This window comes from Ruegeria sp. YTSA168, assembly GCF_059610045.1.
Window position 1 is genome coordinate 339,618 of sequence record NZ_JBXWMW010000003.1, and the last position, 13,313, is coordinate 352,930.

16 protein-coding genes are annotated in these 13,313 nt (G+C 56.5%); 7 read left to right on the forward strand and 9 right to left on the reverse strand.

The window, feature by feature from the left end; translation table 11 throughout:
• Positions 1–17: 17 nt before the first annotated feature.
• From AC2FFE_RS08325 to fabD, 5 genes are all read right to left on the reverse strand, one after another.
• Complete coding sequence (locus AC2FFE_RS08325) at positions 18–761, reverse strand: 1-(5-phosphoribosyl)-5-[(5-phosphoribosylamino)methylideneamino]imidazole-4-carboxamide isomerase (protein ID WP_496817424.1); 744 nt, start codon at positions 759–761, stop codon at positions 18–20.
• 121 nt (positions 762–882) lie between these two features.
• On the reverse strand, positions 883–1,422 hold the full coding sequence (locus AC2FFE_RS08330) for a GNAT family N-acetyltransferase (RefSeq protein ID WP_496817423.1): 540 nt from the start codon (positions 1,420–1,422) through the stop codon (positions 883–885).
• A 139-nt stretch (positions 1,423–1,561) separates the two neighbouring features.
• A complete protein-coding gene (locus AC2FFE_RS08335; protein WP_008756330.1) occupies positions 1,562–1,795 on the reverse strand; it encodes an acyl carrier protein in 234 nt (77 codons plus the stop codon).
• A 210-nt stretch (positions 1,796–2,005) separates the two neighbouring features.
• Positions 2,006–2,743 carry a 3-oxoacyl-[acyl-carrier-protein] reductase gene (fabG, locus tag AC2FFE_RS08340; protein ID WP_496817422.1) on the reverse strand — a complete coding sequence of 246 codons (738 nt, stop codon included), beginning with the start codon at positions 2,741–2,743 and terminating at the stop codon, positions 2,006–2,008.
• A gap of 42 nt (positions 2,744–2,785) precedes the next feature.
• The gene (fabD, locus tag AC2FFE_RS08345) at positions 2,786–3,724 is read right to left on the reverse strand and encodes an ACP S-malonyltransferase (protein WP_496817421.1); all 939 of its coding nucleotides are present in this window, start codon (positions 3,722–3,724) and stop codon (positions 2,786–2,788) included.
• Between the two features lie 166 nt (positions 3,725–3,890).
• On the opposite strand from fabD, the gene AC2FFE_RS08350 reads away from it, so the two are divergent.
• The gene (locus AC2FFE_RS08350; protein ID WP_496817420.1) at positions 3,891–5,117 is read left to right on the forward strand and encodes a cytochrome b/b6 domain-containing protein; all 1,227 of its coding nucleotides are present in this window, start codon (positions 3,891–3,893) and stop codon (positions 5,115–5,117) included.
• Positions 5,118–5,180: 63 nt separating this feature from the next.
• Here the strand turns inward: AC2FFE_RS08350 and AC2FFE_RS08355 are convergent, their stop codons facing one another.
• Together AC2FFE_RS08355 and AC2FFE_RS08360 are read right to left on the reverse strand one after the other, a co-directional pair.
• Positions 5,181–5,753 (reverse strand): YceI family protein, encoded by a 573-nt coding sequence (locus AC2FFE_RS08355; protein WP_496817419.1) that lies wholly within the window; start codon positions 5,751–5,753, stop codon positions 5,181–5,183.
• A gap of 129 nt (positions 5,754–5,882) precedes the next feature.
• Entirely contained in the window at positions 5,883–6,401 is a 519-nt protein-coding gene (locus tag AC2FFE_RS08360; protein WP_496817418.1) for a hypothetical protein, read from the reverse strand.
• A gap of 284 nt (positions 6,402–6,685) precedes the next feature.
• Here AC2FFE_RS08360 and rpsF point away from each other — a divergent pair, with 284 nt between their 5' ends.
• From rpsF to AC2FFE_RS08390, 6 genes are all read left to right on the forward strand, one after another.
• Entirely contained in the window at positions 6,686–7,039 is a 354-nt protein-coding gene (gene rpsF, locus AC2FFE_RS08365) for a 30S ribosomal protein S6 (protein WP_170530602.1), read from the forward strand.
• A gap of 27 nt (positions 7,040–7,066) precedes the next feature.
• Positions 7,067–7,294 (forward strand): 30S ribosomal protein S18, encoded by a 228-nt coding sequence (gene rpsR, locus AC2FFE_RS08370; RefSeq protein ID WP_005608650.1) that lies wholly within the window; start codon positions 7,067–7,069, stop codon positions 7,292–7,294.
• A gap of 12 nt (positions 7,295–7,306) precedes the next feature.
• Positions 7,307–7,930, forward strand: coding sequence for a 50S ribosomal protein L9 (rplI, locus tag AC2FFE_RS08375; RefSeq protein ID WP_496817417.1), 624 nt, complete (start codon positions 7,307–7,309; stop codon positions 7,928–7,930).
• A gap of 148 nt (positions 7,931–8,078) precedes the next feature.
• Positions 8,079–8,564, forward strand: a complete 486-nt coding sequence (locus AC2FFE_RS08380) for a transglycosylase SLT domain-containing protein (protein ID WP_496817416.1) — start codon at positions 8,079–8,081, stop codon at positions 8,562–8,564.
• A 236-nt stretch (positions 8,565–8,800) separates the two neighbouring features.
• Positions 8,801–9,502, forward strand: a complete 702-nt coding sequence (locus tag AC2FFE_RS08385; protein WP_496817415.1) for a LuxR family transcriptional regulator — start codon at positions 8,801–8,803, stop codon at positions 9,500–9,502.
• Between the two features lie 107 nt (positions 9,503–9,609).
• A complete protein-coding gene (locus AC2FFE_RS08390; RefSeq protein ID WP_496846386.1) occupies positions 9,610–10,464 on the forward strand; it encodes an acyl-homoserine-lactone synthase in 855 nt (284 codons plus the stop codon).
• A 96-nt stretch (positions 10,465–10,560) separates the two neighbouring features.
• On the opposite strand, the gene tig is transcribed toward AC2FFE_RS08390, so the two are convergent.
• Both tig and AC2FFE_RS08400 read right to left on the reverse strand, forming a co-directional pair.
• Entirely contained in the window at positions 10,561–11,892 is a 1,332-nt protein-coding gene (gene tig / locus AC2FFE_RS08395; protein WP_496846387.1) for a trigger factor, read from the reverse strand.
• Positions 11,893–12,079: 187 nt separating this feature from the next.
• Entirely contained in the window at positions 12,080–13,204 is a 1,125-nt protein-coding gene (locus AC2FFE_RS08400) for a porin (RefSeq protein ID WP_496846388.1), read from the reverse strand.
• Positions 13,205–13,313: the final 109 nt, after the last annotated feature.

A 13,313-nucleotide genomic window follows, 5' to 3' on the forward strand; every position in this document is an offset into this window, starting at 1 on the left:
TGTCAATCTACGCCGTATTACTGGAACTGCGCGACGGGTTCCCGCGCCGATGCGGCAACGTCCAGTACATCTGGCAGGTCCACGGTCTTGCGGAACAGCGCCCGGCCCACCAAGGCCCCAGCGATATTGGGTACGTAGCTTAGGCGCGAGATATCGTCCGCCGTGCGCACAACCCCGCTGGCAATAACCGGTGTCCGGGAATGCTGCGCCAGCCCGGAAATTAACCCAAGCTGGGCTTCGACATCTTCCACATCGCTATCAATATCGGTCACAAGAATGGCGGCAAAGGGTGTGCCATCAAACGCGTCGATGAACGCCTCGGGCGTGAACGCGCTTTGGCTGCGCCACCCCTCGGTCATGACAAACCCTTTCCAGACATCTACCGCCAGAACGATCTGATCCGGGTAGAGTTTCGCCAATTCCTTCACCAAATTCGGGTCCCGTGCTGCCAAGGTTCCGATGACGATCCGGCCCGCCCCTTTGTCGATCCAGTTTTCAATCTGCTCGCGGCTTCGCATGCCACCGGCCAATTGTACCGGCATCTCAGCGGTGCGGATCAGCTCCTCGACCAGCTCGGTATTGGTGTCGCGCCCTTCTATGGCATCGAAATCCGTTAGATGCATCCACTCTGCACCCGCAGCCGACCAGCCGCGTGCCGTTTCAACCGGATTCACGTGCCAGATCATCGCCTCGTCCAGACGGCCCTTGTCCAGTGTCACGCACCGGCCGTTCTGCAATTCCATAGTGGGGTAAATCCTCATGAGCACGCTCCTTCGCCCAATCGCTCTAAGACAGAGTGTAGCATAACGACAGGAACCGCGCCCGTTCGACTGGGATCGGCACAGTTTAGTCGTTTTGCGGCATACCCGGGTTTCGGCGAATTTATGCCCGCGCAGGGGGGCCGTTGCGGCGCAAAAGGTGAACATCGGTGCCGTTAAACTGCGCCGCGCGCATGCGCACATATCCAAGCTTCTTAGCCAGCTTCTGCGAAGACTCATTGGCCGCATTCACCATGGCGACCAAAACGCCCGGCATGATCCGATCAAACCAGTCATGCGCGGCCAGTGCCGCTTCATACCCCAACCCCTGCCCCTGTGCCTCGGTGGCCAACACCCAGCCCGCTTCGGGATAGGCATCAAAATCCTCACCCAGGCCCCGGTTTCCGTAGAAGAACCCGGCCTGACCAATCAGCTTGCGATTCGATTGCTGCAGAATGCCCCACTGGCCAAAGCCAGCCATTTGCCAATGCCCGGCATTTCGCAAAAACGAATCCCAGGATTCCCCACGTGACCGGGGCGAGCCGCCGATATGTTCGACCACACAGGGATCACGCCAGATTTCGGCAAAGCGCTCGAAATCCTCGGGCCGCATTGCGCATAATGTCAGCCGCGCCGTATTGATCATGGGAGTGGATCTTATCATAGCCTGCCCACTTGGAATTATGCCTCAATGGAAACAGTGCTCAGCAAAAAGCACTGACGCAAGACAGAATTGCGGGCAGACAATAAAAAACGGCGCCTCCGTTGCCCGGAAGCGCCGCTTTCGATCAGAAATGAAACGCTTAAGACGCTTCGCTGATGAATTTGACCGCGTCGCCGAAGGTCTGGATGGTCTCGGCTGCGTCATCAGGGATCTCGATGCCGAACTCTTCTTCGAAGGCCATAACCAGCTCAACAGTGTCCAGGCTGTCTGCGCCCAGATCGTCGATGAAGGACGCGTTTTCCGCGACTTTATCTTCTTCAACACCCAGGTGCTCAACAACGATCTTCTTTACGCGATCTGCGACGTCGCTCATGTCTATTCCTCATTCCTATTCAGGGCGGTTTGCCCGGTTCTGCCCTTGCCCGCTCAGGCTGGCCTTAGTTTGCCCATTCCGGGCGGTTTGAGTCCCGGTTGACCGGGAAAGTAGAAGGCCGATCTGAACAACCGGCCTCTGCATAGATGCGCCGCCTATAACATAGTCGGCGCACAAGGCAAACGCTTTCGCGCCCGCCCTGCTATGCGCTCACAACATGGCCATACCGCCATTCACATGCAAGGTGCTTCCAGTGACATAGCCCGCTTCGGGGCTGGCCAGATAAAGAACCGCCGCCGCGATTTCCTCGGGATCGCCCATGCGCCCCGCCGGAACCTGCTGTAGCAAACCGGCCTTCTGATCATCGGTCAGCTTTTCAGTCATTGCTGTCGTAATAAAGCCGGGTGCAACCGCGTTAACAGTGATCCCCCGCGTTGCAACCTCATGCGCAAGTGCTTTGGAAAAACCCACCATTCCGGCCTTGGACGCCGCATAGTTCGCCTGCCCTGGATTACCAATCGCGCCGACAACAGATGAAATATTCACGATCCGCCCCCAGCGCGCTTTCATCATCCCACGGATCACGCCTTTGCACAGCTTCATTGTGGCGGTCATGTTCACATCAATTACGCTCTGCCATTCCTCATCGGTCATGCGCATGAACAGATTGTCGCGGGTGATCCCGGCATTGTTGACCAGAATATCCACCGATCCCATGGCCTCTGCTGCCTGTTTCGGCAACGCCACAACAGACTCGGGATCACTCAGGTTGCAGGGCAGGACATGCGCACGCTCGCCCAACTCGTCTGCAAGCGCTTGCAAGGGCTCTACCCGTGTGCCGGACAGGCCAACCGTAGCGCCCGCACCATGCAGCGCGCGCGCAATGTAGCCTCCGATCCCGCCTGACGCGCCCGTGATCAGCGCATTCTTACCAGTCAAATCAAACATTCTGTTTTCCTCGTGAGGCGCCCTTGCGGGCGCATTCTATGCTTACGATTCGGTGCCAATGGCCTTCTGGACATCGTCAGGTGTGCCGACCGCCTTGCCGGCTATGTCGCGGTTGATTTTGCGCACCATGCCGGACAGCGCTTTGCCTGCACCGATCTCCCAAGTTTCGGTCACCCCTTGCGCCGCCATATACTGCACGCTTTCACGCCAGCGCACGGAACCGGTGACCTGTTCGACCAGCAACTGCCGGATCAGATCAGGGTCCGAGACCGCCTCGGCGCGCACATTGGCGACCAGAGGCACTGCCGGAGCTTTGATCTCGACCGCCGCCAGGGCCTCTGCCATTACATCTGCAGCAGGTTGCATCAGCGCACAGTGAAATGGAGCACTTACAGGCAACAAAATCGCGCGTTTTGCGCCCTTTTCTTTCGCAATCTCTGCCGCTCGCTCAACCGCCGCCTTGGCACCAGAGACAACAACCTGTGTCGGGTCATTGTCATTGGCAGCTTGGCAAACATCACCTTGTGCCGCTTCTTCAGCCACTGAACGCACGCCATCCAGATCAAGACCAAGGATCGCCGCCATCGCGCCTTCGCCGACGGGAACGGCGCTTTGCATCGCCTGACCGCGCTTACGCAAAAGGCGCGCGGTATCGGCGACCGACAAAGCGCCCGCCGCCGCCAGCGCCGAGTATTCGCCCAGCGAATGCCCCGCAACAAAGGCCGCGTCGGTGACAGCGACACCCTCAGCCTCCAACGCGCGCATTGCGGCCAGCGAAGTGGCCATAAGCGCGGGCTGCGCGTTCTGGGTCAGCGTAAGCTCGGCAATGTCGCCTTCCCAGATCAGATGGCTCAGCTTTTCGCCCAGCGCGTCGTCGACCTCATCAAAAACGGCTTGGGCGGCCGGATAGGCTTCGGCCAGTGCTTTGCCCATTCCGATGGTCTGGGCACCCTGCCCCGGGAAAACGAACGCGCGTGTCATTGCAACCTCATGGATGACGTTAGGTTGCGGCGGGGTGTAAACTGACACGCGGCGCGGCACAAGTAGGGTGCATAACGGCACCATGAATGTGCGCAAGCTGTCACTTGCGCGCGCACGCTGTGGCTTTAGGTTGGACGCAGCTAACCTAATCCGGAGCCCCTGTTCGATGTCCGCACGCAACACTTTCTCCAGCTATGGCAGCGTCACAAAAGCCTTTCACTGGCTGACAGCATTGCTGATTTTCACAGCACTTCCCTTGGGATGGTTCGCCAACCAACTTGCCCATGCGATCTACGATCCCGCTATCCCGACTACCGAAGAGGATATCGCCCGCGCTGCTCAGTTGTTCTCAATTCATAAGACCATTGGGATCGCGGTGTTCTTTGTCGCTCTGGGGCGCATCCTCTGGGCCGTCTCGCAAACCAAACCCGGGCTGCTCAATGCCGAAAACAGGCCCGAAGCCTTCGCCGCCGAGACGGTGCATTGGATGCTCTATGCCTCTCTGGTTCTTGTCCCGCTGACGGGCTGGATACATCACGCCGCTGCCGAAGGGTTTGCTCCGATCTTCTGGCCCTTTGGCCAAAATCTTCCCTATGTCCCCAAATCACCCTATCTGGCCGAGGTAACGGCCGGGCTACACTGGCTGTTCATCTGGGTTCTGGCAGGGTCTTTGGCGCTGCACATCATGGGCGCTTTGAAACACCATGTGGTTGATAAGGACAGCACCCTGCGTCGGATGTTGCCCGGCAAATCAGGTGCCCCGGAGCCTCCGGCCCAGCACCATTCCATCCTGCCCGCCTTCGCAGCGCTTTGCGTCTGGGGCGCGGTTCTGATCGGGGGGGGGATGATGGGCATCTTTGCGGATCACTCCAACGCACATACCGACACAACCGAGCTGGCCGAGGTGCAATCGGATTGGCAGGTGCAGGAAGGCAGTTTGTCGATCACGATCACTCAGCTGGGCAGCCCGGTCACCGGCAGTTTCGCGGATTGGACAGCAGCCATTACCTTTGAGGACCCATCTGAACCCGGCCTGGCGGGATCTGTTGATGTAAATGTATCCATCGGATCGCTTACCCTTGGAACAGTCACGGATCAGGCGATGGGCGCCGATTTCTTTGACAGTAGCCAGTTTCCAACCGCGCGTTTTGCAGCCGACCTGTATAAAACCGAAACCGGGTACGAGGCACGCGGCCCACTGACCATTCGGGATAAAACGATGGATGTGGTCTTGCCGTTCGACCTGGAACTTCAGGACAACACGGCTACCGTTTCAGGGCGGCTGGAGCTAAACCGTCTCGATTTCGATATCGGCGCGACGATGCCAGCCGAAGATTCACTGGCCTTTGCCGTATCGGTAGCGATTGAAATGACTGCGATCCGGGGCGAATAAGGCAGTAAAAAAACCGCCGGGGCAAAGCCGCCGGCGGTTTCGTTTCCAAAGTTAGATCAGATCTTAGTCGGCTTTCTGTGCTTCGACCGAGATCTGAACCTCCACTTCATCGCTGACGAACGGGGCGAACTGGCCCAGATCGAACTCACTGCGAACGAGCGTTGTGGTCGCGTTGAAACCTGCCCATGGCTTGTTTGCCATTGGGTGCTGATCCACTTTGTTCAGCTTTGCATCCAGAACAACCGATTTGGTGACACCGTTCATAGTCAGGTCGCCGGTGATGTTTGCAGTGTCATCCCCGGTGATTTCAATACCAGTCGAGGCAAAGGTGACCATGTCGCCCTCGGAGGCTCCAAAGAAATCTTCGGTCATGAAGTGATCCGACCGCGCTTCCCATCCAGTGAACATCGACATCACAGGCATGGATACCGACACAGTCGAGGCAGCAGGGTTTTCCTGATCAAACATGATCTCGCCCTCAAAGCCCGAGAACATGCCATAGGTGGTCGAGAAGCCCAGGTGGTTATAGCTAAAGATCACTTGGCTGTGGCTTGGATCCAGAACATATTTCTCGGCACTGGCGAACGCTGAGGTCGCCGACAGTGCAATCGCGGCGGCAAGAAGTGTGGATTTCATGACAGTCTCCGGGTTTGTGAACACTATGCAAACTAGTACGTTTGCTCGGAAACAAAAATGTGCCGCCTAAGGGCGGCACACAAGTAGTTTTGATTCACAAACTCTGTGCCTTTTTGAACAGAATAAAAATCAGGCGAAAATTGTTACTGTTTGGCTCAATTGCGCTTTGAGCGCTCGGCTAACATCCGCCGATTGCAGGGGCAGCTTCATCAAAAGACTACCGTCGACGTCATAGAGTTCCACTTCATCGTCGTCGAAACGAGCTCCGCCCAGGGTATCATAGCTGCGGCGCAGCACGGTCTGTGGGCGACCGTTTTCATTCTTTTGCAGAATGCGCACTTCGCGACGGATTGGATCAAAATAGGCGTCTGGACGTGGGTCCATCAATTCGATCGTCAACAGGCTGACCCCGACAATCAGGAACAACATGGATGCGGCCAGCTTGATCGGCCAGACCTCGGCGCCAATCACTGACCCTGGCATCAGCCACATGGAGAAGGCCGAAACAATCAGAAACGCGCCCACAACGCGGGCCAGAATGACCCGCGCCTGCCAATTCGCCTTGAACGCGATCTTTACCGGTACCGAATGCTCAAAGCTTGCGCCGGATGTCTGCTTGGCAAGTGTATTTGTGTTCATCGCGGTCATAACATGTTCACCCTGAATAGGTCGCCTTTACTCGGCTTTGCTTTCCGGGTCCTCCCCGGCTTGGTAAACAACTTTGAGCCGAAAAGCGTCAGGAATTGGGCACAGCAAAGGAATTTGGGCGGCTTCACCAAGGCACCTAAGGCAGGCCTTGCCCCGCACGCGGAAACGTGTATACGGGGCCATCCTTCGCACTAAGCATGAATCGCGCAGCCTCTCGTGGCAGGGTCGCGAAGGACCAGATGGCCCCGCCTTTGAAATGCGCCTTGATATAAACAGGAGTGAACATGCCACTGTATGAGCATGTAATGATCGCGCGTCAGGATCTGTCCAACGCGCAGGCAGAAAGCCTTGTCGAACACTTCGGCACCGTTCTGGCTGACAATGGCGGCAACGTCATCGACAGCGAGTACTGGGGCGTTAAGACAATGGCCTACAAGATCAACAAGAACCGCAAGGGTCACTACTCTTTCCTGAAGACCGACGCCCCCGCCGGCGCCGTTCAGGAAATGGAGCGCCTGATGCGCCTGCATGATGACGTAATGCGCGTTCTGACCATCAAGGTCGACGAGCATGCCGAGGGCCCCTCGGTCCAGATGCAAAAGCGCGATGAGCGCGAAGGCCGCCGCGAGCGCCGTTGATCAACGCCTGACGAAAGGACATAAACCATGGCCGCAAAACCATTTTTCCGCCGCCGCAAGGTCTGCCCGTTCTCGGGTGAGAACGCGCCGAAAATCGACTACAAAGACACTCGTCTTCTGCAGCGCTACATCTCTGAGCGTGGCAAGATCGTACCTTCGCGCATCACCGCCGTTTCGGCAAAAAAGCAGCGTGAACTGGCCCGTGCTATCAAGCGCGCCCGCTTCCTCGCCCTGCTGCCCTACGCCGTGAAGTAAGGAGAGATTGACATGCAAGTTATCCTTCTGGAACGCGTTGCGAAACTGGGTCAGATGGGCGACGTCGTTGACGTCAAGTCCGGTTACGCCCGCAACTTCCTGCTGCCCCAAGGCAAAGCCCTGAGCGCATCAAACGCCAACATCGCGTCGTTCGAAGCCCGCAAGGCGCAGCTTGAAGCGCACAACCTGGAAACCAAGAAAGAAGCTGAAGCACTGGCTGAAAAGCTGGACGGTCAGCAGTTCATCGTGATTCGCTCGGCATCGGATGCTGGCGCGCTGTACGGCTCGGTCACCCCGCGTGACGCCGCCGACGCCGCGACTGAGGCTGGCTTCACTGTCGACAAGAAACAGATTGCCCTGATCGCTCCGATCAAGGAACTGGGTCTGCACTCGGTCGCAGTCAAACTGCATCCTGAGGTTGAAGTCGAGATCAAGATGAACGTTGCCCGTTCGGAAGAAGAAGCCGAACTGCAAGCTTCGGGCAAATCGATTCAGGAACTGGCCGCTGAAGAAGAAGCCGCTGCTGAATTCGAAATCGCCGAATTGTTCGACGATATCGGCTCGGCCGCATCGGATGATGACGACCTAGCATCTGACGCAGCACCCGCTGCTGAAGAAGACGACGCAAAAGCCTGATCAGGCCACGCTGAACGCATCAAAGGGCTGCGCCTTCCGCGCGGCCCTTTTTTGTTTCCAACCAGCAAAATTCAGCCCAAATTCGCCGATACGGTTGCGACACCCAATGCGATCCATATCATCGCGTTTCTGAGTTTGGAGTACATTAATGGCAATCTTCTCCCGTCGTGGCCTCATCACGTTGATCGCAATCTCGGCCCTCAGTGCGTGTAGCGGCGCCGAGGTATCGCGCAACGACACCGAAGCATTCGATCCTCCGCTCTACCCCAATGAGACGCCAGAACTGCGCGCATCGATCAACAAATGGGCCGATTATTACGAGCTGCCTCGCGATCTGGTGCATAAGCTGGCAATCCGTGAAAGCACGCACAGGCCCTGGGCCGTGAACCGGCCCTATTACGGCCTGTTGCAGATCCTGCCGGCCACAGCGCGCTCAATGGGCTATCAGGGCAACGCTCAGGGTCTTCTGGATGCGGATACCAATCTGGAGTTCGCAGGAAAGTACCTGCGGGGCGCGTGGCTACTGTCCGATGGCGACCAGAAACGGGCGATTTTCCTGTACGCAAAAGGCTTTTATCCCGAAGCGAAAGCGCGCGGAATGCTGGTTGAAACCGGCTTAAAATCGGCACCCTGACACCGTTCCAAATCCCGAACACGGCCTGTGGTTTGGAAATTTGGTGATAGTGATAAAAATGTTCTAGTCTACGCAAGTTATACTCAAATGTGCAGACAATTGGCACCTCGCCTTGTCATATTCCCAAAAGTATGTTGTGTTTTCTTGGTGAGGTAATTTGGGTTCCGCTCTAAGTTTACTACTGGTCCGACAACACCATCGGACCTGTGGGATGGGCCGCAGTTGGTAGACGCCGCATGGAAATTGTTGATCTGAGCACTCTGCCGGATGCAGAAACTCGGTACACCGAGTTTCTCAAACAAGTGTGCGAAAAGCATGATATGGATCATGCCGCCTATGCAGGCATGAATCCTGCGTCTGGTACAGTTGCGGGCTTCGTAACCTATGATGATGCCTGGACCGAACATTACCAGAACCAGGGGTTGATCATGATCGACCCGACAATCCACATGGCCCGCCGCAGTATCGCGCCCGTGGATTGGAGCCGCTTGGAACGTGGCCCTGAATTCCAGCGCATGTTCAATGATGCCAGTGAATTTGGCATATCAAACCAAGGCGTTACGATACCGGTACGCGGGCCGTTCGGGGATATAGGGCTGCTGAGCGCCTCGCGCGACTGCAGCAAGGACGAGTGGCGCAAGCTCTACACCCATGTGATCGGCGACCTGCAATCCATGGCAGTCCATATTCACGACCATGTCGTGTCATCCGACGAACTCACTAGCGCGCTCTACCACCCCAATCTCTCAACCCGCGAGGTCGAGATCCTGCAATGGGTTGCAGCAGGCAAATCACAACAAGATATCGGCGATATTCTGTCAATCTCGCACCGCACTGTCGAAGTGCACCTGCGCTCCAGCCGCGAAAAGCTGAGCGCTTTGACCACGCCGCAAGCGGTTGGTCGGGCTATAGCCATTGGTCTGATTACGCCTAGTTAGACACAAAAAACCCAAAATTCCGTCAAAATACGGGAAACCCCCAATAGAAAACCCCCAGCAAAACGGTAACGTCTAGTTTACCGAACAACCACTCGAAGGGGGAAAAAATGATTGTTGTTGTTGATGGGCTGAACAGACACCTGTTCGGCGAAGTTCTCGACGAAATGTTCCAGCTGCGTGCACGCGTTTTTGGCGGACGCCTCGGCTGGGATGTAAATATCGAAGATGGAAAAGAGATCGACGAATTTGATCATCTGGACCCGGCATATGTAATCGGACTCGACGACGGGGGGAATGTCGTCGCAGCCGTGCGTGCCCTACAGACCACCGGACCTCACATGCTGGCTGACGTCTTCTCGGCCATTCTCGACGGCGAAGCACCGATCCGCAGCGCAAGAATGTGGGAATCCACCCGCTTCTGCGTCGACACGCAACGGCTCAGCCGCGGGAAAGAGAAGAACTCGGTTTCTTACGCTACCTGCGAACTGATGATTGGCTCACTCGAATACGCCAAAAATGCCGGTATGGATGACATTATCACCGTCATTGATCCAGTCATGGATCGGGTTCTGAAACGCTCGAACTGTGCACCTTACGACTATGTGGGAAAGACCGTTCCAATGGGCAAAGTGTCGGCGCTGGCCGCGCTGCTGGATTGTACAGACGAACGCATCCAGGGCATTCGCGACTTCGCCGGGATCCGCGAGAATGTGTTCCTTGAAGAAGAAGAAGCGCTGGCGCTGTTCAACTCGAAAAAACTGGTCGAGAAACAGCCTGCGAACCGCGACCACAAACCGCTCACTGATCTTGAGAAGTACTTTGTCGAGCAGATGAGCGCAGCGCGCACCGAAGAAGAACGTCAGGATGTTCTTCGGTTGATCGAGACGCTGACCGATACCTTCACGCCAGAGCAAAGAAACGCTCTGCTACATACCCCCCGTGCTTTTGCTCATGAGGCCTGACCCCCTCACCTCATAATACAAAAGCCACCCACGCGGAGCCGCCCTGTGCAGAGGCGGCTCCGCTCTATTTTAGCCCCCACAAAGGGGGAAAGAGGATTATTCCTCTTCCAGTGCCTCAACGGCCTTTTGCAGATCGTCCTTACTGACTTCCTTGTCCGCAACTGTGGCCAGTTCGAACACATAGTCGACAACCTTGTCCTCGAAGATCGGCGCGCGTAGCTGCTGCTGCATCTGAGCATTCTGCTGCACGAACTCAAAGAACTGGCGTTCCTGACCCGGGTACTGACGCGCCTGGTTCATGATGGCTTGAGTCATCTCAGCGTCGGTCACTTCAACCTCGGCCTTCTGGCCCAGTTCGGCCAGCAACAGACCCAGACGCACACGGCGCTCGGCCAGCTTGTTGTGTTCGTCGGTCGGTTCAATCTCACCGTGGTCGTGGCCTTCGACGTCGGGGTTTTCTTCGTGGAACAACTGATGCGCGATCTGCTTGGCCTCGGCCTCAACCAAGGACGGGGGCAGGTCAAACGAGACTTTCTCGTCCAGCACATCCAGCAGGCCGCGTTTCATAACAGCGCGCGAAGCGCCAGCATATTCAGCTTCCAGACGCTCAGAAATCTGACCTTTCAGGGCTTCCAGATCTTCGGCACCGAATTTCTTGGCCAGCTCGTCATTCAGCTCAGCGGCAACCGGTTCTTTCACTTCTTTGATTGTGCAGCTGAAAACCGCATCTTTTCCGGCCAGGTGCTCCGCACCGTATTCTTCCGGGAAAGTGACGTTCACGTCCTTTTCTTCTTCGGCCTTCACGCCAACCAGCTGCTCTTCAAAGCCGGGGATAAAGCTGTTCGAGCCCAGAACCAGCGGGTAATCCTCGGCCGAGCCACCTTCGAACTCTTCGCCATCGACCTTACCGACAAAGTCGAACACGATCTGATCGCCGTCCTTGGCTTTCGAACCCTTGCGGCGCGCTTTGAAGTCCTGCGCGGTTTCAGCCAGGTTGTTCAGCGCTTCTTCGACGGCTGCGTCATCAGCTTTGACAACCAGCTTTTCCAGCTCAACTGATTTCAGATCAACCTCTGGGATCTCGGGCAGGGCTTCGTAAGACATCGCAACTTCGACGTCGTCGCCTTCTTTCCAGTCCTCATTGGTCATCTTTACCTCGGGCTGCAACGCAGGACGGTCGCCACTGTCTTCAAAGTGCTTGTTCATCGCACCGTCGATGGTTTCCTGCATGGCTTCGCCCAACAGACGCTGGCCAAACTGCTTTTTCAGCAGCGCCATCGGCACCTTGCCTTTGCGGAACCCCTTCATCTCGACTTCGGGCTGCGCTTCGGTCAGTTTTTCGTTGACCTTGTCGTCCAGTTCGGCTGCGGTCACAACGATGTTGTAGCCGCGTTTCAGACCTTCGTTCAGCGTCTCGGTAACCTGCATTGTGGTAGTCCCCATAGGATTCGGGGCGCGCAACACGGGCGCGCCGGGCAAATTTGACGCCTTCTATTTGCACAGCCGCCCGCGTGCAAGGGGGCAAAGGCCGGAACACGCTTCATTTGCGCTGCATCCGTTCAAAAAACGCCCCGGATCTGACCGGGGCGCTTCAAATCCACGTGGGGTGATTAAATCAAAACCTCCAACGTGCGCCCAATACCCAGGCCTCGTTTTTGTCAAACGATGTACCATCGTCAAAGTCGTGACTGCGGTATTTTAGGTAAGCATCCGTGTTGATGCTGTCGATCCGCTGCACCAAGGCGATCCCCCAGGATTCGGTGCTGGAGCCGTCGGTTTCAAAATCTGAACCATCATAGTAGTCGATGCCTACACCGGTCTTTCCCCAGGCGATCCAATCGCCTTCATAAGACAGCTTCCCATACCAGAAGCTGGGGTCTGACGACCCGCTGCGTTCATCGTCTCGGGTACCGGCCGCAAAGGTAAAGCCAAACCCGCTGGGCAACAGAATCGAGGCTGACCCGATGGTATCCTTGCGATCCCCTGAATTGTCATCGCGCGACCGAACCGCATAAGCCAAGCCCGCCGCAAGCTCGATACCACCGGCGAGCGTATTCTCATAATTCACACCCACGTCGAAATAGTCATCATCATCGCTGCTGGACAGGATGTTCTGACCATATGCGATACCTGCCGAAAATCCGTTGAAACTGGGCGTATCATACCGAACGCGGCCACGGCGCGAGCCGTCAAAGTTGCTGCTCGAATCGCCGACGGTAATGTCGCTCAGAACACCATCGGTGCCCCGATAGAAGAAGCTCGAGTTTTCATCATTCGTGAACGAGTAGAGGGCAGTTCCAACATAGGACAGGTCCACCTCGGACGCGCCATCAGAAACCATACTGCCCTGTCCAGCCGAGAATTTACCCCAGCCGCCCTTCAGCGCAAAATCCACATGCCGGATATCTTCGCGTGACCAACCTTCCGAGTTGGTGCCAAACTGATCTGCTTCGGCAGAATTTGGCAGGCCCAGCGCGGTTTCAAACCGGAACATGAATTCGTTGGTCCCAAAGGGCTGCATCAGACGCAGGCCAACCCGGCTGTTGGACAGATCATTGTCCAGCACGCGGGTTTCGGTTTCCTGCCCATCATCGACTGAGATAAGCGCCGGGTTGAACTGACCGTACAGTTCGACATAGCCGCCACTGTTGTTTTCATACTTCAATTCGGCGATTGCCGAGGTGGCAGTGGCTGTGACCACAAGGGCCGCAGCGGACGTTGGTTTGAAATAAGAGTTCATATCAATCACCATCAATGGCTTAGGTTCTGGTACTGCCCAGACAATCACAAAAACATGTGTTTCCTGTGATGGGGTTTCCGGATCGCCCGCCGTCGATTCAGCTGCCTAA

What these genes read in the sequence shown, in the direction of transcription:
- AC2FFE_RS08325 (WP_496817424.1), bottom strand. Translation starts at nt 761, where the DNA reads ATGAGGATTTACCCCACTATGGAATTGCAGAACGGCCGGTGCGTGACA.
- AC2FFE_RS08330 (WP_496817423.1), bottom strand. Translation starts at nt 1,422, where the DNA reads ATGATAAGATCCACTCCCATGATCAATACGGCGCGGCTGACATTATGC.
- AC2FFE_RS08335 (WP_008756330.1), bottom strand. Translation starts at nt 1,795, where the DNA reads ATGAGCGACGTCGCAGATCGCGTAAAGAAGATCGTTGTTGAGCACCTG.
- fabG (WP_496817422.1), bottom strand. Translation starts at nt 2,743, where the DNA reads ATGTTTGATTTGACTGGTAAGAATGCGCTGATCACGGGCGCGTCAGGC.
- fabD (WP_496817421.1), bottom strand. Translation starts at nt 3,724, where the DNA reads ATGACACGCGCGTTCGTTTTCCCGGGGCAGGGTGCCCAGACCATCGGA.
- AC2FFE_RS08350 (WP_496817420.1), top strand. Translation starts at nt 3,891, where the DNA reads ATGTCCGCACGCAACACTTTCTCCAGCTATGGCAGCGTCACAAAAGCC.
- AC2FFE_RS08355 (WP_496817419.1), bottom strand. Translation starts at nt 5,753, where the DNA reads ATGAAATCCACACTTCTTGCCGCCGCGATTGCACTGTCGGCGACCTCA.
- AC2FFE_RS08360 (WP_496817418.1), bottom strand. Translation starts at nt 6,401, where the DNA reads ATGACCGCGATGAACACAAATACACTTGCCAAGCAGACATCCGGCGCA.
- rpsF (WP_170530602.1), top strand. Translation starts at nt 6,686, where the DNA reads ATGCCACTGTATGAGCATGTAATGATCGCGCGTCAGGATCTGTCCAAC.
- rpsR (WP_005608650.1), top strand. Translation starts at nt 7,067, where the DNA reads ATGGCCGCAAAACCATTTTTCCGCCGCCGCAAGGTCTGCCCGTTCTCG.
- rplI (WP_496817417.1), top strand. Translation starts at nt 7,307, where the DNA reads ATGCAAGTTATCCTTCTGGAACGCGTTGCGAAACTGGGTCAGATGGGC.
- AC2FFE_RS08380 (WP_496817416.1), top strand. Translation starts at nt 8,079, where the DNA reads ATGGCAATCTTCTCCCGTCGTGGCCTCATCACGTTGATCGCAATCTCG.
- AC2FFE_RS08385 (WP_496817415.1), top strand. Translation starts at nt 8,801, where the DNA reads ATGGAAATTGTTGATCTGAGCACTCTGCCGGATGCAGAAACTCGGTAC.
- AC2FFE_RS08390 (WP_496846386.1), top strand. Translation starts at nt 9,610, where the DNA reads ATGATTGTTGTTGTTGATGGGCTGAACAGACACCTGTTCGGCGAAGTT.
- tig (WP_496846387.1), bottom strand. Translation starts at nt 11,892, where the DNA reads ATGCAGGTTACCGAGACGCTGAACGAAGGTCTGAAACGCGGCTACAAC.
- AC2FFE_RS08400 (WP_496846388.1), bottom strand. Translation starts at nt 13,204, where the DNA reads ATGAACTCTTATTTCAAACCAACGTCCGCTGCGGCCCTTGTGGTCACA.